Annotated in this window: 22 protein-coding genes, 2 tRNA genes and 1 rRNA gene; 16 read left to right on the forward strand and 9 right to left on the reverse strand. The window is 54.9% G+C overall.

Translation table 11 applies throughout. The features are described 5' to 3' along the window. The first annotated feature begins 176 nt into the window (after nt 1–176). From rrf to dkgB, 3 genes are all read left to right on the forward strand, one after another. Nucleotides 177–292 (forward strand): 5S ribosomal RNA (rrf, locus tag CTZ24_RS04025). A 74-nt stretch (nt 293–366) separates the two neighbouring features. Further along, nucleotides 367–443 (forward strand) — tRNA-Asp (locus CTZ24_RS04030). A gap of 170 nt (nt 444–613) precedes the next feature. Next, entirely contained in the window at nt 614–1,417 is an 804-nt protein-coding gene (dkgB, locus tag CTZ24_RS04035) for a 2,5-didehydrogluconate reductase DkgB (protein ID WP_208724863.1), read from the forward strand. Between the two features lie 9 nt (nt 1,418–1,426). Here dkgB and yafC read toward each other — a convergent pair whose 3' ends face one another. Next, entirely contained in the window at nt 1,427–2,335 is a 909-nt protein-coding gene (gene yafC / locus CTZ24_RS04040) for a DNA-binding transcriptional regulator YafC (RefSeq protein WP_021186126.1), read from the reverse strand. 99 nt (nt 2,336–2,434) lie between these two features. On the opposite strand from yafC, the gene CTZ24_RS04045 reads away from it, so the two are divergent. After that, nucleotides 2,435–3,613 (forward strand): MFS transporter, encoded by a 1,179-nt coding sequence (locus CTZ24_RS04045; RefSeq protein WP_208724865.1) that lies wholly within the window; start codon nt 2,435–2,437, stop codon nt 3,611–3,613. 146 nt (nt 3,614–3,759) lie between these two features. Next, a complete protein-coding gene (locus CTZ24_RS04050) occupies nt 3,760–4,563 on the forward strand; it encodes an endonuclease/exonuclease/phosphatase family protein (RefSeq protein WP_208724867.1) in 804 nt (267 codons plus the stop codon). A 74-nt stretch (nt 4,564–4,637) separates the two neighbouring features. Here CTZ24_RS04050 and mltD read toward each other — a convergent pair whose 3' ends face one another. Next, nucleotides 4,638–6,020, reverse strand: coding sequence for a murein transglycosylase D (gene mltD / locus CTZ24_RS04055; protein WP_208724869.1), 1,383 nt, complete (start codon nt 6,018–6,020; stop codon nt 4,638–4,640). A gap of 71 nt (nt 6,021–6,091) precedes the next feature. Then, nucleotides 6,092–6,847: a hydroxyacylglutathione hydrolase gene (gene gloB, locus CTZ24_RS04060; RefSeq protein WP_208724870.1), complete on the reverse strand. Its 756-nt coding sequence runs from the start codon at nt 6,845–6,847 to the stop codon at nt 6,092–6,094. 40 nt (nt 6,848–6,887) lie between these two features. Between gloB and CTZ24_RS04065 the strand changes: the two genes are divergently transcribed. Next, complete coding sequence (locus CTZ24_RS04065) at nt 6,888–7,622, forward strand: class I SAM-dependent methyltransferase (RefSeq protein WP_021186131.1); 735 nt, start codon at nt 6,888–6,890, stop codon at nt 7,620–7,622. On the opposite strand, the gene rnhA is transcribed toward CTZ24_RS04065, so the two are convergent. Next, nucleotides 7,607–8,074 (reverse strand): ribonuclease HI, encoded by a 468-nt coding sequence (gene rnhA, locus CTZ24_RS04070; RefSeq protein WP_208724872.1) that lies wholly within the window; start codon nt 8,072–8,074, stop codon nt 7,607–7,609. The genes CTZ24_RS04065 and rnhA overlap by 16 nt on opposite strands. A gap of 53 nt (nt 8,075–8,127) precedes the next feature. Here rnhA and dnaQ point away from each other — a divergent pair, with 53 nt between their 5' ends. Further along, a complete protein-coding gene (gene dnaQ, locus CTZ24_RS04075) occupies nt 8,128–8,859 on the forward strand; it encodes a DNA polymerase III subunit epsilon (RefSeq protein ID WP_021186133.1) in 732 nt (243 codons plus the stop codon). A 134-nt stretch (nt 8,860–8,993) separates the two neighbouring features. Next, nucleotides 8,994–9,070 (forward strand) — tRNA-Asp (locus CTZ24_RS04080). A gap of 90 nt (nt 9,071–9,160) precedes the next feature. Here the strand turns inward: CTZ24_RS04080 and CTZ24_RS04085 are convergent. Continuing rightward, on the reverse strand, nt 9,161–10,654 hold the full coding sequence (locus CTZ24_RS04085; protein WP_208724874.1) for an NCS1 family nucleobase:cation symporter-1: 1,494 nt from the start codon (nt 10,652–10,654) through the stop codon (nt 9,161–9,163). A gap of 145 nt (nt 10,655–10,799) precedes the next feature. On the opposite strand from CTZ24_RS04085, the gene CTZ24_RS04090 reads away from it, so the two are divergent. From CTZ24_RS04090 to puuE, 3 genes are read left to right on the forward strand one after another with little or no spacing between them, the layout of a single operon-like run. Then, nucleotides 10,800–11,516 (forward strand): GntR family transcriptional regulator, encoded by a 717-nt coding sequence (locus CTZ24_RS04090; protein WP_208724876.1) that lies wholly within the window; start codon nt 10,800–10,802, stop codon nt 11,514–11,516. Continuing rightward, nucleotides 11,516–12,247 carry an aspartate/glutamate racemase family protein gene (hpxA, locus tag CTZ24_RS04095; RefSeq protein ID WP_208724878.1) on the forward strand — a complete coding sequence of 244 codons (732 nt, stop codon included), beginning with the start codon at nt 11,516–11,518 and terminating at the stop codon, nt 12,245–12,247. The genes CTZ24_RS04090 and hpxA overlap by 1 nt, the downstream gene beginning before the upstream one ends. Nucleotides 12,248–12,280: 33 nt before the next feature. Continuing rightward, nucleotides 12,281–13,234 carry an allantoinase PuuE gene (puuE, locus tag CTZ24_RS04100; RefSeq protein WP_208724880.1) on the forward strand — a complete coding sequence of 318 codons (954 nt, stop codon included), beginning with the start codon at nt 12,281–12,283 and terminating at the stop codon, nt 13,232–13,234. Between the two features lie 74 nt (nt 13,235–13,308). Here the strand turns inward: puuE and hpxZ are convergent, their stop codons facing one another. Genes hpxZ through CTZ24_RS04120 form a run of 4 tightly spaced genes read right to left on the reverse strand, consistent with a single transcriptional unit; the run spans nt 13,309 to nt 16,870 of the window. Beyond that, entirely contained in the window at nt 13,309–13,692 is a 384-nt protein-coding gene (gene hpxZ / locus CTZ24_RS04105) for an oxalurate catabolism protein HpxZ (protein ID WP_021186138.1), read from the reverse strand. A gap of 2 nt (nt 13,693–13,694) precedes the next feature. Then, on the reverse strand, nt 13,695–15,092 hold the full coding sequence (locus tag CTZ24_RS04110) for an AtzE family amidohydrolase (protein ID WP_208724881.1): 1,398 nt from the start codon (nt 15,090–15,092) through the stop codon (nt 13,695–13,697). Beyond that, nucleotides 15,089–15,274 (reverse strand): oxalurate catabolism protein HpxX, encoded by a 186-nt coding sequence (gene hpxX, locus CTZ24_RS04115; protein ID WP_021186140.1) that lies wholly within the window; start codon nt 15,272–15,274, stop codon nt 15,089–15,091. The genes CTZ24_RS04110 and hpxX overlap by 4 nt, the downstream gene beginning before the upstream one ends. Nucleotides 15,275–15,283: 9 nt before the next feature. After that, nucleotides 15,284–16,870, reverse strand: coding sequence for a gamma-glutamyltransferase family protein (locus CTZ24_RS04120; protein ID WP_208724883.1), 1,587 nt, complete (start codon nt 16,868–16,870; stop codon nt 15,284–15,286). Nucleotides 16,871–16,990: 120 nt separating this feature from the next. On the opposite strand from CTZ24_RS04120, the gene hpxU reads away from it, so the two are divergent. The 5 genes from hpxU to CTZ24_RS04145 all read left to right on the forward strand — a co-directional run bounded on the left by hpxU (nt 16,991) and on the right by CTZ24_RS04145 (nt 20,854). After that, a complete protein-coding gene (gene hpxU, locus CTZ24_RS04125) occupies nt 16,991–17,830 on the forward strand; it encodes a MurR/RpiR family transcriptional regulator HpxU (protein WP_021186142.1) in 840 nt (279 codons plus the stop codon). 192 nt (nt 17,831–18,022) lie between these two features. Beyond that, a complete protein-coding gene (locus CTZ24_RS04130) occupies nt 18,023–18,808 on the forward strand; it encodes a transporter substrate-binding domain-containing protein (protein ID WP_208724884.1) in 786 nt (261 codons plus the stop codon). 12 nt (nt 18,809–18,820) lie between these two features. After that, nucleotides 18,821–19,489, forward strand: a complete 669-nt coding sequence (locus tag CTZ24_RS04135; protein ID WP_021186144.1) for an amino acid ABC transporter permease — start codon at nt 18,821–18,823, stop codon at nt 19,487–19,489. Further along, entirely contained in the window at nt 19,486–20,142 is a 657-nt protein-coding gene (locus tag CTZ24_RS04140; RefSeq protein ID WP_021186145.1) for an amino acid ABC transporter permease, read from the forward strand. Before CTZ24_RS04135 ends, CTZ24_RS04140 begins: the two co-directional genes overlap by 4 nt. Then, complete coding sequence (locus CTZ24_RS04145; protein WP_208724887.1) at nt 20,123–20,854, forward strand: amino acid ABC transporter ATP-binding protein; 732 nt, start codon at nt 20,123–20,125, stop codon at nt 20,852–20,854. The genes CTZ24_RS04140 and CTZ24_RS04145 overlap by 20 nt, the downstream gene beginning before the upstream one ends. Nucleotides 20,855–20,869: the final 15 nt, after the last annotated feature.

The raw sequence follows: 20,869 nt of genomic DNA on the forward strand, positions 1-20,869 counted from the left end.
GATAGGCCGGATGTGTAAGTGCAGCGATGCATTGAGCTAACCGGTACTAATGACCCGTGAGGCTTAACCTTACAACGCCAGAGGCGTTTTGAGTTGAGAGACGCGAGAATTTTCAGCATTGTTCGAACGGATTGATTCGTATGGCCTGTGAGGGCGGTGCGGATAAACAGAATTTGCCTGGCGGCTGTAGCGCGGTGGTCCCACCTGACCCCATGCCGAACTCAGAAGTGAAACGCCGTAGCGCCGATGGTAGTGTGGGGTCTCCCCATGCGAGAGTAGGGAACTGCCAGGCATCAATTTAAGGTATTTACCTGAAAAGGTAACACCGCTTATCAGCGAGACCCCGCTGGTAATGCAGTATTCGGTGGTGCGGTAGTTCAGTCGGTTAGAATACCGGCCTGTCACGCCGGGGGTCGCGGGTTCGAGTCCCGTCCGCACCGCCACTCTCTTGATTAGCCCTGACTGAAAAGTCAGGGCTTTTTCATTTCTGTATTTCTTTAGCGTATTATTGACTGAAACGCAAAATTCCTCTGCTTATAAGCGGATTTTTCAGCAATAAAGAAGCTGTCAAAATGCTCCCATCGAAAACATTTCATTCAACGATGAGGAAATCATGACAATCCCTGCTTTTGGTTTAGGTACTTTCCGTCTGCAAGACGATGTTGTTATTCATTCGGTTAAAACCGCACTTGAGCTTGGCTATCGAACAATCGATACCGCACAAATCTATGAAAATGAGGCTGCTGTAGGTCAGGCGATTGCCGAAAGTGGCGTTGCACGAGACGAGTTATTCGTGACCACCAAGATCTGGGTGGAAAATCTCTCTGTTGATAAATTGATCCCCAGCCTTAAAGAGAGCCTGGTGAAACTGCGCACCGACTATGTAGATCTTACCCTGATCCACTGGCCGTCGCCGGGAGCCAGCGTTTCGGTAAAAGAGAGCATGCAGGCACTGCTGGCCGCCAAAGAAGCGGGCCTGACTCGTCAAATCGGTATCTCCAACTTCCCGATTGCATTGATGAAAGAAGCAATTGAAGCGGTCGGTGTGGAAAATATTGCTACCAACCAGATTGAGCTTCATCCCTATTTGCAGAACGAGCAGGTGGTGAAGTTTGCCCGGGAGCAGGGGATTCACATCACCTCTTACATGACACTGGCCTATGGTGAAGCGCTGAAAGATGGAGTCATTCAGGCTATTGCACAGAAGCACCGGGCAACCCCAGCGCAGGTAGTGCTGGCATGGGCAATGCAGTTGGGTTATGCCGTCATTCCGTCATCGACCAAACGCGACAACCTAGCCGGAAATCTGCAAGCTCAGGATTTACAGCTGGATTCTGATGATATGGATAAGATCCACGCCCTGGATCGTCGGCATCGTCTGGTTAGTCCGGATGGTTTGGCTCCGGCCTGGGATTAAGCAAAAAAATCAGTCCTGGCTTCGCCAGGGCTGGTTCTGCACCCAATCGCTGAGAAAATCAATAAATGCCCGTACTCGCTGACTGACACCAAGATCACTGTAATAAACTGCGTTAAACGGCATTTCTACCGGCAAACGCTGATCCGCCAGCAACTCTACAAAGGTCCCATCGGCAATTTCTTGATCAACCATATAGTCAGAAAGGCAGGCAATACCATTGTCGTTCAGGCAAAGTTGTTTGATTGTTTCCCCGCTGTTCGAAGACATTCCCGGATTAATATCATAAAGTTCGCCATTTTCCTGCGCCACAGGCCAGCGATTCAACCGTAAAGGCTCAACGAAACCGAGACATTCATGGTGCGCTAAATCGGCCACAGAGCGTGGAGTACCATACTTCGCCAGGTACGCAGGGGTGGCGACCAGTTTGCGATAGCTGATAAATAATAAACGAGCGCGCAGGGTGGAGTCGGTCAGGGTTCCGGCGCGAATGGCCACATCGACTTTACGCTCGATAAGATTGATAAAGCTCTCCGAGGAAATCAACGAGAGAGTGACATCGGGATAGCGTGCGCGAAACGGTTTAACCATCGGCAACAACAAATGCAGGATCACCGGCGTTGCGGCATCAATGCGCAGCACGCCACGCGGAGCTTGCTGTCTGTCTATCAACTCGCTCTCCGCTGTTGACATCTCCTGCATCAATTTTTGTATGCGACGAAAGTAGTGTTCACCTTCATGCGTGAGGGCGAGCTGGCGAGTGGTACGTGTCAATAACGCCACACCCAACTTAGTCTCCAGCTTTTTCACCGTCCGGCTGACCGCCGAGTTGGCCATATGTAATTGTTCAGCAGCACGGCTAAAGCTCCCGCTTTCCACTACCGCAATAAACACTTTCAGCTCGTCTGATGATGCCTTCATTATCCCTCCACAAGCAAAAGTCTATTGTTACTTTGCACCTTTTTGTTATTAAACCATAAGCGGATACTGGCGCCCATCAAAACTAATTGGGAGTCAATCATGCCACTTGCACTCTGGGCGCTGACCATCAGCGCCTTTGCTATCGGAACCACTGAATTTGTCATCGTCGGGTTGATCCCGACCATCGCGCAACAACTTGCGATTACCCTGCCTTCAGCCGGGATGCTGGTATCTATCTACGCCCTTGGGGTAGCCATCGGTGCTCCGGTGCTAACGGCGTTGACCGGGAAATTACCGCGTAAACATTTGCTGATGGGGTTAATGGCGCTTTTCACCCTTGGCAATCTGGTAGCCTGGCAGGCACCGAACTATGAAACATTGGTGATTGCGCGACTGCTCACTGGTCTGGCACATGGTGTGTTCTTTTCGGTAGGGTCAACCATCGCGACCAGTTTGGTGAGTAAAGAGAAAGCGGCCAGCGCTATTGCGATTATGTTTGGCGGTTTGACAGTTGCCCTGGTAACGGGCGTGCCACTGGGAACGCTGATCGGGCAGCATTTTGGCTGGCGTGAGAGCTTCCTGGCGGTATCGATGTTGGGGGTTATTGCCCTGGTCGCCAGTATGCTGCTGGTTCCACGCCATATCGCTCAGCCGCCCGTTACTTCGTTACGACAGCAGGCCCGTGTGTTAACCAATCCACGTTTGTTGTTGATCTATGCCATCACTGCCCTCGGGTACGGTGGGGTGTTCACTGCTTTTACTTTTCTGGCACCGATGATGCAGTCACTGGCGGGTTTCTCACCTTCGGCTGTGAGCGTTATCTTACTGGGCTATGGCATCGCGGTGGCAATTGGCAATATCTGGGGTGGTAAGCTGGCGGATCGTCATGGCGCTGTGCCGGCTTTGACCCTCATTTTCGCCGCACTGACGGTACTGTTGGGCGTCTTTCAGGTGACGTCGAGTATGCACTATCTGGCATTAGTGACCGTAGTGGTGATGGGTATTTTTGCTTTCGCCAACGTGCCGGGGTTGCAGGTTTATGTAGTGCAGAAGGCAGAACATTACGCCCCTGGTGCGGTAGATGTCGCCTCGGGTTTAAATATTGCCGCTTTTAATATTGGCATTGCGCTGGGCTCTTCTGTGGGCGGTCATATCGTGCAGCAATATGGGTTAGCACAAACTCCCTGGGTCGGTGCAGTCATCGTCTTTATCGCTTTGTTACTGGTGCGTCTGAGCGGTGCGCTGGACAGGCCGCGCGCGGTGATTGCCCTCGAATAATTCGCTTTCCAGCCCACGCTCAGGTGGGCTGATGCACTCAAATGCCGTTAAGGCCATTCCGACAATCAAGAACACCAATTGAAACCCCGCGCTAAAATCCCTATAACAGTCAGGTGAAGTATGTTTGTAACTAGCCAGGCGGGAAAGTGCGGAAAAAAACCTATGCAATGCGTTATGTAGCAGGACAGCCTGCTGAGCGGATCTTTCCGCCAGGGGCGATGCTACATGTTGGGCAAGCGTTACCGCCCGGCGCACCACTCACAGCCGACCCGACATTACGGGTATTGGTGTGGAACATCTTTAAACAGCAACGTGCAGACTGGATGTCAGTGCTGCAAGGCTTTGGCAAAGATGCTCATCTGGTGTTGCTACAGGAAGCGCAAACCACCCCTGAATTGGTGAAGTTCGCCACCAGTAACTATCTGGCTGCTGACCAGGTACCTGCTTTTGTGCTGCCACAGCATCCCTCTGGGGTGATGACGCTGGCGTCGGCTCATCCGGTGTACTGCTGCCCATTGCGTGAGCGTGAGCCGTTATTACGGCTGGCAAAATCCGCGCTGGTGACCGCTTATCCGTTGCCCAATGGAGAAATGTTGATGGTGGTGAACATCCATGCCGTCAATTTCAGCCTGGGTATCGATGTCTACAGCAAACAGCTGGGGCCGATTGGGGAGCAAATCCAGTACCATCGAGGGCCGGTGATTATGGCCGGGGATTTTAATGCCTGGAGTCGTCAGAGGATGAAGGCGTTGTTTCGCTTCGCTCAGGACATGGCTTTACATGAAGTGACGTTTACCGATGACCATCGGCGCAAAGCTTTTGGTCGACCGCTGGATTTTGTCTTCTACCGTGATATGAAGGTCAGTGAAGCCTCGGTATTGGTGACGCGTGCTTCTGACCATAACCCGTTGCTGGTTGAATTTAACTCCACCAGAACCACTCCGCGCTAAACTGCCACGTACAGCAGATTTTGCTCACCCGCATAAAAAGAAAAAGGCTGACATTTGTCAGCCTTTTCGCGACATTAGGTGTCTGGCGTTGCGCTATTATGAACAAACAGCGTGAGGTTATCACCCGGCTGAATGCTCTTCGCATCACTTAATACACTGTTCCAGCGCATAACGTCCTGAATATTGACTCCATGACGTCGCGCGATACTGGCAAGAGAATCACCCTTACGAACACGATAGGTGATGCTGTTGCCGTTATCGGCCAGCTGCGAACCTTTATCGCCGATGGTCAGTTTCTGACCGATGCGAACTGAGGCACCGCGCAGGTTATTCTGCTGCTTCAGTGTATTAATGCTCACGCCGAGCTTGCTGGCAATGCCAGACAAGGTGTCGCCTTTGCGAACCGTGTAGCTGCTTCCCACATCACTGGCTTTTGCCAGTTGAGAAGGCTGCACGGCGGCAATATCACCAGATGCCAGTGAATTGCGCAGCTGAGCAACGTTGGACTTAGGCACCATAATGTAGTGCGGTCCATTCGGCGCTGTGCTGCCGTGTTTATAGCCAGCATTGAAGCTTTTCAGCTTACTTAACGACATGCCAGCCATATCTGCGGCTTGCGTCAGCTCAATTTGTTGACCCACTTCAACACGAGCCAGTGCTCGGCTCTCGTTCGGGGTCGGCAATTTGATGCCGTAGCGCTTGTTGTTCTTGAGAATATCGCTCAAGGCCAACATTTTAGGAACATAAACCGCGGTTTCGCGGGGCAGCGACAAACTCCAGAAATCGGTCGGCTTACCGCGCGCCTTATTCTGTTTTATCGCTTTCAACACACGTCCTTCACCACTGTTATAAGCGGCAACGGTCAGTAACCAGTCACCGTCAAACATGGTGTTGAGACGCTGCATCATATCCAGCGCAACCTTGGTAGACGCCACCACATCCCGGCGACCGTCATACCATTGGTTCTGTTTCAAACCATAGTTTTTGCCCGTTGTTGCAACAATCTGCCAAATGCCAGCGGCATTCGCAGAAGATGTTGCATGTGGGTCAAAAGCGCTCTCCACTATGGGTAGCAGTACCAGTTCCATCGGCATCTTACGTTTCTGTATCTGCTCGACTATCCAGTACATGTACGGCTCTGCCCGTAATGTTACATCGTGGAGATAGCTCTTATTTTTTAAGTACTTTGTTTTTTGTTCGCGGATCCGGGAGTTATCCGGAATCCCCATCTTCAACTCGTCACTAATGTGATTCCAGAGATCAGTGTCTTCTGCGAGGCTTGTTCCATCATCTTGCCAGCGCGGCGACAACAAGCGATCTCCGTACTTTCCATTTTCACCTTGACCAGCTGAAGACAGGCTCTGAGCATGCTGTTGCGGGATAGTGGCGTCATTCCTTGATGCCTGACAACCTCCCACCAGCAAGACAGAGGCGATTAATATCGCTTTTGCCTTCATGTGTGTGTCAATAGTTCGCTTAAAAGACGAGCAATCATACTTGACGGTCTGACACAACACAACCACAAATATCAAAAACGATCTTTCTTCTCGCGTAGATCTGCAAAAGTTTGCCATAGTGGCGCAGTTGTAAAATTACCGCCTAAAGCCTTTTGTAAATCAGCATCTTGCGTGCGAAGAAATAAATTTATTTCACGCTCTAAAGCCAAATTTGTTGGCAAAGTAATGCGATTTTCTGCTCGTAAGTCCTTAATTTGCTGGAACCTTGCTAAAATTTTCGGGTCATGGGGCAGAATAGCCGCAGCAAACTTCATATTGGATAAAGTGTACTCATGTGCACAGCAAATCAGAGTGTCGCCAGGTAGCTGGTTAAGCTTTTGAAATGACTCAAACATTTGTTGTGCGGTGCCTTCAAATAATCGGCCGCAGCCACCGGAAAACATCGTGTCACCACAGAAAAGATAAGGCGAGCTGTAATATGAGATATGTCCTAAAGTGTGGCCGGGGGTAGCGATGACACGGAAATTTATCCCCAACAGGGTAAATTCATCCCCATCGCCAACAATGCGGGTTGCACCTTTATCCGCAGTTTCTTGTGGACCGAAAACCTCCAGTTCAGGAAACTGCTGCAACAGTTCAGCGACACCACCGACATGATCGTGATGATGGTGTGTCAGTAAAATTGCCACCGGCTGCCAGCGATGAACACGGATTTTATCCAGCACGGGCTGTGCTTCGCCGGGATCGACAATCAGGCAGTGATTGTGTTCATCGGTCAGTGTCCAGATGTAGTTATCCTGCAACGCGGGAATACTGGTAAGATTCATAAACACCTCTCAGGCCGTAGAAAAAGGAAGATGGTAAAGCATGAAGCCGGCTAAAACACGCCAAATCCTGACTGCGCCACGCTCCTGGCGCGACATGCCCTGGGGCGATTATTTTCGCGACGCCTTAACCCAGCAACTGCAACCTTACCTCGGGAAGCTGTATGGCTTTCATATGCTTAAAATTGGCAATTTAAGCGCAGAAATCAATACCAGCCACTGCCCCATTTCGCATCAGGTGAATGTTGGGGAGCAGGGTGACGAGTTGCAGGTGATTGCCCGCGCGACCCAACTGCCGTTCGAATCCAAATCGATTGATGCCTGCCTGTTAGCTCACACCTTGTCCTGGAGCCAGGATCCGCATCGCGTGCTGCGTGAGGTTGATCGAGTGCTGATTGACGATGGCTGGATGATTATCAGCGGCTTTAATCCGTTTAGCCTGCTGGGTATCAGCAAAGGCATTCCGGGTCTGCATAGCCGAGCCCCGTGGAGCGGTCGGATGTTTAGCCAGATGCGTCTGCTGGACTGGTTGCATCTGCTGAACTATGAAGTGGTTTATCGTACTCGCTTCCAGGTGGTGCCGTGGCACCGGCAGGGCGGTAAAGTGATCAGCGCGCATCTGCCGGCATTGGGCTGTCTGAATGTGGTGGTGGCGCGTAAACGAACCTTCCCGTTAACGCCCACCAAAGTGAAAAAAAGCCTGAGTAAAACGCAACTGCGGCAGACGGTTAACGCGACGCGCCAGTTCCGCAACATGAAGGATCAGGATTCCGGCTGATAACCGACATCATCCTGGGTCGGCTGGCTGGCGGCGCTGCGCGCCAGCTCATCGCAGCGTTCGTTTTCCGGGTGACCGGCATGGCCCTTCACCCATTCCCACGAGATTTGATGCGAGCTCAGCGCCAGATCGAGCCGTTGCCACAGATCGACATTCTTCACCGGTTTTTTCTCAGCGGTTTTCCAGCCGCGTTTCTTCCAGTTATGAATCCAGCTGGTAATACCCTGGCGTACATATTGGCTGTCGGTGCTGATCACCACTTCACACGGCTGCGTCAGCGCTTCCAGCGCGACAATCGCCGCCATCAGTTCCATACGATTATTGGTGGTGAGGCGGTAACCGGCACTGAAGGTTTTCTCATGCTGGCGATAACGCAGAATGGCACCATAGCCACCGGGGCCGGGATTGCCGAGACAGGATCCATCGGTGAATATTTCTACCTGTTTACGCATCTCTGGTAGACTTCCTTACTGACAAAACACCAAGTCTGACATAAACGAGTCCTATGAGCACTGCAAATAACCGCCAGATCGTCCTCGATACCGAAACCACCGGCATGAACATGATCGGTGTGCACTATGAAGGACATCGCATCATTGAAATCGGTGCGGTTGAGGTGATCAACCGCCGCCTGACCGGTAATAACTTTCACATTTACCTCAAGCCAGATCGTCTGGTGGACCCGGAAGCCTTTGGCGTTCATGGTATTGCCGATGAATTTCTGGCGGATAAGCCGAGCTTTAGCGACATTGCCGCGGAGTTTCTTGAGTATATCCGCGGTGCGGAGTTGGTGATCCATAACGCATCGTTCGATATCGGCTTTATGGATTACGAGTTTGCCATGTTGCAGCGCGACATCGGCAAAACCGAGACGTTCTGCCAAATTACTGACAGCCTGGCGATGGCGCGCAAGATGTTCCCCGGCAAGCGTAACAGCCTTGATGCGCTCTGTAGCCGTCTGGAAATTGATAACAGCAAACGAACGCTGCACGGCGCATTACTCGATGCCGAAATTCTCGCCGAGGTGTTCCTGACCATGACGGGTGGCCAGACATCGTTGGCTTTTTCCCACGAGAGCGAGCAGAGCAGCCAGGTGGATGGCGAAAATATTCAGCGCATTGTTCGCCCGGCGTCGGGTCTGCGCGTCGTCAGCGCCAGCGATGAAGAGTGCCTGGCACATGAAAGCCGTTTAGATCTGGTGATGAAGAAGGGCGGTAGCTGCCTGTGGCGTGCCTGAAATGGCTGATTTTGCGTGGAAAAGCAACGTTAAGCTGAAAAAAACAGCAAACGAAACAAACCCACAGAAAAAGCGTTGACGGCAGATCGCCGTGCCATTAATATGCGCCTCGTTCCCGACGGGGAACACAGCGCGGTGCGGTAGTTCAGTCGGTTAGAATACCGGCCTGTCACGCCGGGGGTCGCGGGTTCGAGTCCCGTCCGCACCGCCAATCTATTTAAAGAAGCCGATTCAGTAATGAATCGGCTTTTTGCTTTTTCGGATTCGACAATCAAACGGCGCGATTATCGCGCCGTTCGGTTTAATCCTTCTGCACCACCACCTTGCCACGATACGTGGCCGCCGGTACTTCACGTTCAGCACGCGCCAGCCAGCGATAGCAGCCCATGCCGAGCGCTACTCCGATAAACCAGCTAAAGTTGGCAACCTCATGCAGTGACGGAATAAAGCTGATAATCAGGCAAATTCCCACCGAAGGCAGCAGCGCGGCAATGGCTTTCGGGTTAAAGCCACCCTGATACCAGTAGCGGCCTTTCGGCGTATCATCAAACAGATCATCGACATACACTTTGCTGCGTTTGATCAGATAGAAATCGGCGATCAGAATGCCAAACAGCGGTCCGATAAAGGAACCCAGAACATCCAGCGTGTAGTGAATCAATTCAGGTGACTGGAACAGGTTCCACGGGGTCAGCAAGACAGAACCGACGGCAGCGATCATGCCACCGGTACGGAAGCTGATTTTCTGCGGTGAGCAGTTGGAAAAGTCGAAGGCGGGTGACACGAAGTTTGCCACGATATTGATACCAATAGTCGCGGTGATCATCGTTAACAGACCAAGCGCCACCGCCAAATCGTTACCCACCATACTGACGGTTTCGATAGGGTCGGTAATCATGCGTCCGAACAGTGAATTGGAGCCAGAGACAATCACCACCGTCACAATCGAGAACAGCAGGAAGTTGAACGGCAGGCCCCAGCGGTTGCCACGGCGAATCTCACCCATATTTTTACCGTAGCGAGAAAAGTCACCAAAGTTAAGCAGCGGGCCGGAGAAGTAGGACACCACCAGCGCCGTTGCGGTGATCATCTGCCAGGTCTGCTCGCCCGCACTCAACTGCTTGCTGGCCAGGGTAAAAGAGATACCGTCAAAACCGGTCTTGTATACAATCCATCCTGCCAGCGCCACCATGACCACGTACACCGCGGGACCCGCCACATCGATGAAACGTTTGATAGCGTTCATTCCGTGCCAGAACACCAGCGCCTGCAAGAACCACATCAGGCCGAAGCAGCACCAGCCCAGTTGCGATAAGCCCAGCCAGCTGCTGTGCGTCATGCTGGACAGTGACGGGAAGAACTTCAGCAGCACCAGCATCAACGCGTTAGCTGCAAGGTAAGTCTGAATTCCGTACCAGGCAAAGGCGATCAGGCCACGGATTATTGCAGGAATATTGGCACCGAACACACCAAACGCCTGACGCGAAATCACCGCATAAGGCACGCCCGCCATCTGGCTTGGCTTCGCCACCAGGTTGGCGCACAGCTGCACAATACAAATCCCCACCAGCAGACACAGCAACACCTGCCAGCTTGCCAGCCCGAGTGTGAAGAAACTGGCCGCCACCACATAGCCGCCCATGCTGTGCACGTCCGACATCCAGAAAGAGAAAATGTTGTACCACGACCAGTTCTGGTCCCGCGTGGGTGCCAGATCCTCATTGCAAAGCCGTGGGCTATAGTGGGCGTTGGCTTCAGAGGCCACCGCAGAGGTCACTTCAGAATGATTTGGCATGAAACCTGCTCCTCTCTTTAATAATGAATAATAATCACAGCGTGAAACGGTATTGCAGGATCCAGGCCAGAATTGATTTCTTGTATACAAAAATTGTTTTTCGCGTATACGATGTGCTGTGCACAGACATTTACCGGAGTGGGAAATGAAGAGTGAAACAGGCCAGCGAACGGCCGCAGATCTGAATGATAGAGACGAACCCATCTACCAGGCGCTGTTAAGCGCGATTGTTGAACACCAGTTGCCCCCCGGCAGCAAATTGCCCGAAGAGGCGCTGTCTGAAGTGTTTGGCGTCAGCCGTACCGGTATCCGCAAGGTGCTGCAACGCCTCGCTGCGGTGCAAATGATTACCTTATCGCCCAGGCGTGGTGCACAGGTGGCGACACCTGGGGTGGAGGAAGCACGGGATATCTTCGCCACACGCAGTTTGCTGGAATGCGCCAACCTGTCGGCGGTACTGGCCCATGTGCAACCACCGCATCTGGCGGCGCTGGCGGATTTGATCGCCGCAGAACAGCATGCGCATGAACAACACGATGGTGCAGCGGCGATTCGGTTGTCGGCCGCGTTTCATATTCAGCTCCAGGCGATTTCAGGTAACCAGGTGCTGACCGAAATGGTGACGCACCTGACGCAACGCTCCTCGCTGGTCATTGCGGCGTACGGTGCCCCCTGGCAGCGCGGCTGCCGTTGTGATCATCACGATCGGCTGGTGGATCTGCTGCGGCAGAAAGATCTGGCCGGTCTGACGGCTGCGCTCCATCATCACTTCGAACATATCGTTGCCAGCCTGCACTTTGAGCGCAGCGGTGAAACCCTCCCCGATTTTGCCCGGCTGTTCGCCGGTAAAGGAGTCACCTGATGAGCCTGATTCAGGTTATTAACCCCAACACCAGCCTGGCGATGACGGAAACCATCGGCCAGGCTGCGCGAGCTGTGGCGGCACCGGGCACTGAAATTATCGCGGTGTGCCCGAGCCAGGGAGTGCCATCTATTGAGGGCCACTTTGATGAGGCAATCGCCGCCCTTGGGGTGCTGGAGCAGGTGAAGCGGGGTAAAGCGCAGGGTGTCAGTGGTCATGTGATCGCCTGTTTTGGCGATCCCGGTTTACTGGCTGCGCGCGAGTTGGCGACCGGCCCGGTGGTGGGTATCGCCGAAGCCGCGATGCATACCGCGACGCTGCTGGCGACGCGTTTTTCCATCGTGACCACGCTGCCACGGACCCTGGTCATTGCGCGCCATCTGTTGCAGCAATATGGTTTTACCCATCATTGTGCCGCCCTGCATGCCATCGATTTACCGGTGCTGGCACTGGAAGATGGTAGCGGTGTGGCGCAGGAAAAGGTGCGTCAGCGTTGTCTCCAGGCGAAACGGGAAGATGGTAGCGGGGCGATTGTGTTGGGATGTGGCGGCATGGCGACGCTGGCCCAGGATCTGACCCGCGAACTCGGTTTACCGGTGATCGACGGTGTCGGTGCGGCGGTCAAAATGGTGGAGTCGCTGGTGGCGCTGGGCTTTGGCACCAGCAAACATGGCGATCTCGATTACCCGCTAGAAAAACCGCTCACGGGTGCCTTCCAGCACCTAAACTAAGCACTGGTTGAGGTTTACACAGGAACTTACAGAATGAGTGATGTATCTGAAAAGAAAGAGTACAGCTTCAACAAAAACTATCCGCGTGACCTGATTGGTTACGCTGGTCAGCCACCGCATGCCCAGTGGCCGGGGAAAGCTCGCGTGGCGGTGCAATTTGTCCTCAATTACGAAGAGGGTGCCGAAAATAACGTGTTGCACGGCGACGCCGGTTCTGAGCAGTTTCTGTCCGACATCATCGGCGCTGCCAGCTATGCCGATCGTCACATGTCGATGGACTCGCTCTACGAGTACGGCTCCCGCGCGGGTTTCTGGCGCATTCACCACGAATTTCAAAAGCGCGGTTTGCCACTGACCATTTTTGGCGTGGCGATGGCGCTGGCACGCCATCCGGAAATCGTTGCTGCGATCAAAGCCGCCGACTATGACGTGGTCAGCCACGGCTGGCGCTGGATCCACTATCAGGGGATGGATGCGAAGACTGAGCGCCAGCATATGCAGCAGGCGGTCGATGTGCTGAAAGATCTGTTTGGCAAAGCACCGACGGGTTGGTACACCGGGCGCGACAGCCCGAACACACGCCGCCTGGTGGTGGAGCAGGGCGGTTTTAGCTACGACAGCGATTACTACGGCGATGACTTGCCGTTTTGGACGCAGGTGACCTGCCAGGATGGCACGGTAAAACCGCATTTGATCATTCCTTATACGCTGGAATGTAACGATATGCGCTTTGCCTCACCGCAGGGTTTCAACACCGCCGAGCAGTTCTACACCTACCTGCGCGATACCTTTGATGTGTTGTACGAAGAAGGGGAAACTGCACCGAAGATGATGTCGATCGGCATGCATTGCCGTCTGTTGGGCCGTCCTGGCAAATTCCGTGCTTTGCAGCGTTTCCTTGACCATATCCAACAACACGACCAGGTATGGGTGTGTACGCGCCAGCAGATTGCCGACCACTGGATGGAGACTCATCCCGCAGAATAAAAGCCCCCGTAGCGGCGCGATTTATCGCGCAGGGAATTTCGCGATAAATCGCGCCGCTACGGTTGTGGATGCATTTAAACCATCAAACTCACCTGCGCGGCAACAATACGCCAGCCGCACGGCAGTCGGACCCAGGTCTGCTGCTGACGGCCAATCTTCTCCGTCCCGGCACGGGTGAACTCGGTGCTGCACACCGCATAATCATCACCAAAGGTGGTGATCACCGTATGGCGCAAGTCGCGATCCAATCCGGCAGAGGGACGAGCCGCACGAAACGCCCGGATCTCCTCAATGCCATACAGATTTTCACCGGCGCCGAGACGCACGGTGCGGTTGTCGTGCCAGAACAGTTCATCCAGCACTGCTACGTCATTGCTGACCAGTGCCTGCTCGTAGCGGTAAAACGCGGCGGTGACTTCGGCGACAATCGCCGGACGATCGATATTCTCTGGGGTCATGGTTATGCGTCCATCAGGGTAGTTTGCGGCAGCGTCAGCCCTTGTTGTTGCAGCGCCCAGGCGGCGCGCAATGCCAGGTGTTCTTTAAACGGTGCTGCGATCAACTGCAAACCAATCGGCAAGCCGCTGGCGGTAGGTAGCGGCACGGTACAGACCGGCAGGCCGAGGAAGGAGATCGGCTGGGTCAGCATCCCCATGCTGGCACGGGTTGGCAGATCCTGCCCATTAATACGAATGGTTTCCTGACCGATGGTGGTCGCGCTGCATGGCGTCGCCGGGGCGATCAGCACGTCAAAATGTTCAAACAGCGGCAGTACCTGCTGCTGGAAATGGCGACGGAAGCGCTGTGCCTGCACATACCAGGCGGAGGGCAGCATCGCACCCGCTAACAGGCGTTCACGCGAGTTCGGTTCGAAACGTTCCGGCATCTCACGCAGTTTCGGCAGATAGTGATTCCCCCCTTCGGCAGCGGTCAGGATAAAGGCAGCAGAGCGTGCAATCTCGGCATTCGCCATTGTCACTTCATCGCTGGCCGTCAGCGCTTTGGCAGCAATAGCCAGCGCGGCTCGCGCGTCATCATCACACCAGGTAGAGAAGAAACCGCCCAGCACACCACAACGCAGCCCTTCAAGTCCTTGAGTCAGGGTTGGGCTGGCTGCCGTCACCGGTTGGGCAGCCTGAAACGCATCGCTGGCATCCGCACCTTGTAAGGTGTCGTACACCAGGCTGAGATCTTCTACCGAGCGGGCAAACGGACCGATATGGTCAAGGCTGGCAACAAACGGATGGCTGCCGCTACGCGACAAGCGACCAAAAGTCGGTTTCAGACCATAAATGCCGCACAGCGAGGCCGGTACGCGAATCGAACCGTTGGTATCGCTCCCGAGGGAGAAATGCACCAATCCGGCAGCGACCGCAGCGGCGGAACCGCCCGAGGAGCCGCCCGCCACCCGGCTGAGATCGCGCGGGTTGTGCGTGGGTCCGTAATGGGTGTTTTCGGTGGTGAAGCCGTATGCGTAAGCATCCATATTCAACATGCCGGAGAGCAGCGCGCCTGACTGGCGCAGTTTACTCACTGCCCAGGCATCGTCGCGTGCCGCCGGACGTTCGCTGAACAGGCTGGCACCGGCCAGGGTACTGTGCCCGGCGACATCAAACAGGTTCTTCACCGCATAGGGAATTCCCGCCAGCGGGGGGAGCGTTTCACCGCGCTGGCGCTGCGTATCCAGTTGATCCGCTTCTTTCAACATGCGCTGACCGGTGACTTCGGTCCAGGCATTCAGCGCCGGGTTATGTTGTTCAATCGCGGTCAATGTCTGCTCAGCAATGGCGCGTGCGCTAATCTCACCGTTGCTCAGTGCCTGTTGCAGCGCGCTTATCGAGAGGGTGGAAAGTTTCATAGCTTATACACTCCCGCCACTTCCATGCGATCGTCGAGTGGAAAGGCCATCAAGGGTTCGGCCATCGCGGCAATACGGTTGAATTGGGTTAAAAGCTCGGCGCGGCGCGCCTCATCCAGCTCCAGCGCCAGAATCTGTTCCATCTGGGCGATATAGGCGGCCCAGTCCGGTTGTGTCGTCATCTTTTCTCCTTAGAAACCTGCGGCGCTGCCGTTGCTGCGAGGGTCAAATGCGCCTTCAAACATGCCGTTGTTATGACGGATGATGGCACCTGCGTGACCCACCACCTCACTAAAATCGGGCAACAGCTCCACTTCATGACCCAGCTCGCGTAATTGCTGCACCGTTTCCGGCGCGAAACGCGCTTCCAGCTTGAGGGAGTCAGAGGATTGTCCCCAGGTGCGGCCCAGCAGCCAGCGTGGTGCGCTCACCGCCTGTTGCAACGGCAGCCCCTGAATCACATGACGGGTAAAGATCGCCGCCTGGGTCTGTGGCTGACCATCGCCACCCATTGAACCGTAAACCATAGTGCGGCCATCTTTCAGCCGTGCCGCCGCCGGGTTAAGGGTATGGAAGGGCTGTTTGCCTGGTGCCAGCGCCAACAGGTGGCCCGGCTGTAAACTGAAAGCCGCACCGCGGTTTTGCCAGGTGATGCCGGTACCCGGCAGCACCACGCCACTACCGAATTCGTGGTAAATGCTCTGGATAAAGGAGACTGCCAGCCCGCTGCTGTCCATCACCCCCATCCACACGGTATCACCGGGGCCTTTGCCGGTGCCCCAGGGGGCGGCGGTCGCATCATCAATCTGCGCGGCGAGGCCAGCCAGATGATCAGCATCCAGCAGGCTCTGCACATCAATGTCGATATGACGCGGATCGGTAATATGTTGGTCACGCAGGCCAAAGGCTTTCTTGGTGGCTTCAACGATGCGGTGCACGGTCTGCGCGTCATCCGCTTCCGCCATGTTGAGGCGATCGGTGATGCCGAGAATCGCCAGCGATACCAGCCCCTGGGTCGGCGGGGTCATGTTCCAGATGTCGCCTTCGCTGTGGGCCAGATGCAACGGCGTGCAGCGGCGTGCCTGTTGGCGTTGCAAATCTTCCAGCGTGATCGGCATACCCAGCGCGGACATCTCACGCGCCAGATGGTGCGCCAGCTCACCGCGATAAAAACTGTCTAACCCCTGTTCGCACAACAAACTCAGCGTGTTCGCCAGCGCCGGTTGGGTAAAGCGGCTGCCTGCGGCAGGTATTTCGCCATCGGGTAAAAAGTTGGCGGCAAAACCGGGCTGATCCTGTAATTCATCACGTTTCGCTGCTGTCGCTGCCGCCTGTGAAGCGGTGACGGGAATACCGTCGGCCGCGTAGCGGATGGCATCGCGCAGCAGACGTGCCAGCGGCAGTGCCGGGCTGCCCAACTCAGCAGAGAAGGCCAGCGCCTCCTGCCAGCCGCTGACGGTACCGGCCACGGTCAGGGCCGCTTTGGGGCCACGGTGTGGAATTTTTGTTGCGCCGTGGTAGAAATCAAAGTGCGCCAGTGAACCGGCAGCACCGCTGGCGTCAATGGCGATCGGATCACCACCGGGAGGCACGATCAGCCAGAAGCCATCGCCACCTAAACCATTCATATGCGGGTAAACCACGGCGACAGTGGCGGCAGCCGCCACCATAGCTTCGATGGCGTTGCCACCTTCGCGCAGCACGGCTAAGGCACTTTCACTGGCGAGATGATGCGGGGTTACGGCCATACCTAACGGGGCCATATTGCTCTGTATCATAGTGAACTCATTTTTGGGTACATGGCAAAGTTATAGCAAGAGCTGTTCCAGTTTTGGTCGGACACCATTGTGGATCGATTTATGCTAGCTTGTGATGAAACGAAAGTTACAGGACGAATGATGAAACAGCTAGATGAACGCCTCCGCAGTCACTATCCGCAACTGTCGCCGCAGGAGCAGCGCATTGCCGATTTTGTCTTTGACCATTTTGATGACCTGATCAGCTACAACAGCGCCGAGCTGGCGCGGCTGAGCGGGGTATCAAAAGCCACGGTGAGCCGGCTGTTTAAGCGCCTCGGTTACGAAAAATATAAAGACATGCGCGATGAATTGCGCACGCTGCGCCAGAGTGGCATGCCGTTGACCGACAACCGTGATGCTGTGCAGGGCAACACGCTGCTGTCGCGCCATTATAAGCAGGAGATGGCGAACCTGACGCAGTGGGTCAACGGCATCGACCCGCAGCAATTTGGTGAGGTGATTCAGGCGCTGGCACAGGCAAAACGCTTGTTTATCATTGGTATGCGTAACGCCTATCCGGTAGCGCTGCACCTGCGCCAACAGCTGATGCAGGCCCGTCCTCAGGTCCATGTGCTGCCGCAACCGGGTCAGACGCTGGGTGAGGAGCTGGTGGATATCACCCCTGATGATGTGGTGGTGGTGATGGCATTTCGTCGCCGTCCACGCATTATCCGTCCGTTGATGCAGCAGTTGCAGCAGAGCAACATTCCGGTACTGGCGCTGTGCGAACCCCAGGCGCAGGGCATCCTCACCCTGGCGCGTTGGCAGTTGTGTGCGCCGCTCGACAGCGTCTCCGCCTTCGATAGCTACGCTTCTGCCATGAGTCTGATTAACCTGCTGGCCAATGCGTTGCTGCATGAAATGTTGTCAGAGGGGCGTCAGCGAATTCACCAGATTGCCGACCTTTATCAGCATCTGGATGAGCTGGAACACCGTTAAAGGGCACCTTTTTGGTGCTTTGCACCTTTTTTGATCAGAATCACAGACGGGCAATGCGCCCGTTTTTTTTCGTCTGATAATGCAGAAACCCTGATTTTACGTGGAAGTGTTCTTTTTGTTTCGGTTGGCACATTAGTTGCAGAACGATTCATCAAGAATCTTTTGTTTCACATAAACTCACCGGGGTGCATAATGAAAAAAGTTTTAATGGCGGTAGCGGGCGCTGCTCTGATGATGGCGCAGGTTGGTAGCGCAATGGCCGATCAGTTGCAGGACATCCAGAAACGCGGCGTGATCCGCATTGCCGTGCCGCAGGACTTCCCGCCGTTCGGTTCTGTCGGCACCGATTTACAGCCGCAGGGCTACGACATCGACATGGCGAAGTACCTCGCCAAAGAGATGAAACTGAAGTTGCAGCTGGTGCCCGTTTCCAGTGCCAACCGTGTGCCTTACCTGCAAACCGACAAAGTCGATCTGGTGATCTCCAGCATGGGGAAAAACGCCGAGCGTGAAAAAGTGATCGACTTCAGCCGTGCTTACGCACCGTTCTTCCTTGGCGTATTTGGTCCGAAAGGCGAAGAAATCAAAGATGCGGCGGCGCTGAGCGGCAAATCCATCGGCGTAACCCGTGGTGCGGTAGAAGATATGGTTCTGACCGGTATCGCTCCGAAAGATGCCGAGGTGAAACGTTACGAAGATAACAACACCACGCTGTCTGCTTATCTTTCAGGTCAGGTGCAGTTTATCGCCACCGGTAACCTGGTCGTCGCAGCGATTGCCCGTCAGAACCCGGCCAAAGCCCCGGTGGCGCAGTTTATGCTGAAAGACTCCCCGTGCTTTATCGGTCTGAAGAAAGACGAGCCAGCGCTGAAAGATAAAGTGAATGCGCTTATCGGGCAGGGCATTAAAGATGGCACCCTGAACAAACTGTCCGAAGAGTGGCTGAAAGCGCCACTGCCGGCCAACCTCGGCGCATAAGAAGGACGGCCAATGATTGGGCAACTTAACTTTGCTGCGCTGTGGCCACACTGGCCGGAGTTACTGGCAGGGCTGTGGGTCACCATCCAACTGACGGTGCTGGCAACGGTGGGTGGCGTCGCGCTGGGTATTCTCGGTGCCGCGCTACGCAGCGGTAAACCCAGCCTGGCGGGGCGCATCTGGGGCATTTACGTCGAGCTGATTCGTAACACGCCCTTTGTGGTGCAGCTGTTTTTTATCGTCTTTGGTTTACCCAATCTTGGTCTGAAACTGACGGCGGGCGAAGCTGCGCTGCTGGCGATGCTGATTAACCTCGGTGCCTACAGCACCGAGATAATTCGTGCCGGTATCCAGGTGACACCAAAGGGGCAATGGGAAGCGGGCCGTGTACTCGGCCTGACCCGCAGCCAGACGTTTTTGCGTGTGGTGCTGCCGCCGTCGTTGCAACGTATTTATCCGGCGCTGGTCAGTCAGTGCATCATCGTGATGCTGGGTTCTTCGGTGGTATCGCAAGTCTCCTATGAGGAACTGACCTTCGCCGCCAACCTGATTCAGTCACGCACCTTTTTGAGTTTTGAAGTCTATCTGGTGACGACGTTGATCTACCTGGCGTTGTCGATTGCCATGCGTCAGCTACTGCTGGCCGTAGGGCGTAAATGGTTTGGAGCGCAGCCATCATGACCACGTTTACCGATTGGGATATCGTGCGCAACCTGCTGCTGGCGGCGCGCTGGACGATTTTGCTGTCGCTGGTGGCCTTCTTTGGTGGCACGCTGGTGACCCTGCCGCTGCTGTTTCTGCGCCTGCTGCGTAAGCCGTGGCTGATGCGGGTGATTCGTGGTTATACCGAACTGTTCCAGGGGACGCCGCTGCTGATGCAGTTGTTTCTGGCTTTCTTCGGTGTCGCACTGTTTGGCATCGACGTTGCCCCCTGGACCGCTGCCTCACTGGCGTTGACGCTCTACACCAGCGCCTTTCTGGTGGATATCTGGTACGGCAGCATCCGTGCCTTGCCGAAAGGGCAGTGGGAAGCCTCGCGCTGCCTGGGCCTGACCTTCGGCCAGACGCTGTATCGCGTGGTTGCCCCGCAGGCAATCCGCATTGCCATCGCCCCAACGGTCGGTTTTGCCGTGCAGGTGATCAAGGGCACCGCGCTGGCTTCAATCATTGGTTTTGTCGAACTGACTAAAGCCGGCACCATTCTGAACAACGTGACTTATCAGCCGTTTAAGGTATTTGGCCTGGTGGCGTTGGGTTACTTCCTGATGTGTTATCCGCTGTCGCGTTACAGCCAGTACCTGGAGAAAAAATTCAATGCCGCTCATCACCATTAATCAGGTACAGAAGTACTACGGCGACAACCACGTCCTTAAAGGTGTCGATCTCGATATCGAAATGGGCGAAGTGATCTCCATCATCGGACGGAGCGGATCGGGCAAAAGTACCCTGCTGCGCTGCATGAACGGGCTGGAAGGCTATCAGGAAGGCAGCATCAAACTGGGCGGGATGACCATTACCGACCGTGAATCGCAGGCGCGTGAAATCAGCCGCTCGGTCGGAATGGTGTTCCAGAGTTTTAACCTGTTCCCGCATATGACGGCGCTGGAAAACGTGATGCTGGCTCCGCGCCGCGTGCTGAAAAAAAGCGAAGCCGAATGCCGGGACCTGGCGAAGCAGATGCTGGAAAAAGTTGGCCTCGGTGAACGCCTGGATTATTACCCGGCCAATCTCTCGGGTGGTCAGCAGCAGCGTGTGGCGATCGCCCGTGCGCTGGCAATGCAACCCAAAGTATTACTTTGTGACGAGATCACCTCCGCACTCGATCCCGAGCTGGTGGGTGAAGTGTTGAAAGTGCTGGAGCAGCTGGCTGCCGAAGGTATGACGCTGATTCTCGTGACACACGAAATGAACTTCGCCCGCGATGTGGGTGATCGAGTGGTCTTTATGCATCAGGGGCGCGTCTGGGAGCAGGGCGACAGCAAAACGTTGTTCGCCAATCCGCAAACGGCGGAGTTGAAACAGTTTATCTCGACGGTCCGTCTCTAAGACATCAACAAGGAA

The organism is Pantoea phytobeneficialis (assembly GCF_009728735.1).
Taxonomy (GTDB): domain Bacteria; phylum Pseudomonadota; class Gammaproteobacteria; order Enterobacterales; family Enterobacteriaceae; genus Pantoea; species Pantoea phytobeneficialis.

What these genes read in the sequence shown, in the direction of transcription:
- rnhA (WP_208724872.1), bottom strand. Translation starts at nt 8,074, where the DNA reads ATGCGTAAACAGGTAGAAATATTCACCGATGGATCCTGTCTCGGCAAT.
- CTZ24_RS04145 (WP_208724887.1), top strand. Translation starts at nt 20,123, where the DNA reads ATGCCGCTCATCACCATTAATCAGGTACAGAAGTACTACGGCGACAAC.
- yafC (WP_021186126.1), bottom strand. Translation starts at nt 2,335, where the DNA reads ATGAAGGCATCATCAGACGAGCTGAAAGTGTTTATTGCGGTAGTGGAA.
- puuE (WP_208724880.1), top strand. Translation starts at nt 12,281, where the DNA reads ATGAGTGATGTATCTGAAAAGAAAGAGTACAGCTTCAACAAAAACTAT.
- hpxX (WP_021186140.1), bottom strand. Translation starts at nt 15,274, where the DNA reads ATGACGACACAACCGGACTGGGCCGCCTATATCGCCCAGATGGAACAG.
- hpxA (WP_208724878.1), top strand. Translation starts at nt 11,516, where the DNA reads ATGAGCCTGATTCAGGTTATTAACCCCAACACCAGCCTGGCGATGACG.
- CTZ24_RS04110 (WP_208724881.1), bottom strand. Translation starts at nt 15,092, where the DNA reads ATGAAACTTTCCACCCTCTCGATAAGCGCGCTGCAACAGGCACTGAGC.
- CTZ24_RS04065 (WP_021186131.1), top strand. Translation starts at nt 6,888, where the DNA reads ATGAAGCCGGCTAAAACACGCCAAATCCTGACTGCGCCACGCTCCTGG.
- CTZ24_RS04085 (WP_208724874.1), bottom strand. Translation starts at nt 10,654, where the DNA reads ATGCCAAATCATTCTGAAGTGACCTCTGCGGTGGCCTCTGAAGCCAAC.
- dkgB (WP_208724863.1), top strand. Translation starts at nt 614, where the DNA reads ATGACAATCCCTGCTTTTGGTTTAGGTACTTTCCGTCTGCAAGACGAT.
- CTZ24_RS04135 (WP_021186144.1), top strand. Translation starts at nt 18,821, where the DNA reads ATGATTGGGCAACTTAACTTTGCTGCGCTGTGGCCACACTGGCCGGAG.
- dnaQ (WP_021186133.1), top strand. Translation starts at nt 8,128, where the DNA reads ATGAGCACTGCAAATAACCGCCAGATCGTCCTCGATACCGAAACCACC.
- CTZ24_RS04090 (WP_208724876.1), top strand. Translation starts at nt 10,800, where the DNA reads ATGAAGAGTGAAACAGGCCAGCGAACGGCCGCAGATCTGAATGATAGA.
- hpxU (WP_021186142.1), top strand. Translation starts at nt 16,991, where the DNA reads ATGAAACAGCTAGATGAACGCCTCCGCAGTCACTATCCGCAACTGTCG.
- CTZ24_RS04130 (WP_208724884.1), top strand. Translation starts at nt 18,023, where the DNA reads ATGAAAAAAGTTTTAATGGCGGTAGCGGGCGCTGCTCTGATGATGGCG.
- CTZ24_RS04045 (WP_208724865.1), top strand. Translation starts at nt 2,435, where the DNA reads ATGCCACTTGCACTCTGGGCGCTGACCATCAGCGCCTTTGCTATCGGA.
- CTZ24_RS04140 (WP_021186145.1), top strand. Translation starts at nt 19,486, where the DNA reads ATGACCACGTTTACCGATTGGGATATCGTGCGCAACCTGCTGCTGGCG.
- mltD (WP_208724869.1), bottom strand. Translation starts at nt 6,020, where the DNA reads ATGAAGGCAAAAGCGATATTAATCGCCTCTGTCTTGCTGGTGGGAGGT.
- CTZ24_RS04120 (WP_208724883.1), bottom strand. Translation starts at nt 16,870, where the DNA reads ATGATACAGAGCAATATGGCCCCGTTAGGTATGGCCGTAACCCCGCAT.
- hpxZ (WP_021186138.1), bottom strand. Translation starts at nt 13,692, where the DNA reads ATGACCCCAGAGAATATCGATCGTCCGGCGATTGTCGCCGAAGTCACC.
- gloB (WP_208724870.1), bottom strand. Translation starts at nt 6,847, where the DNA reads ATGAATCTTACCAGTATTCCCGCGTTGCAGGATAACTACATCTGGACA.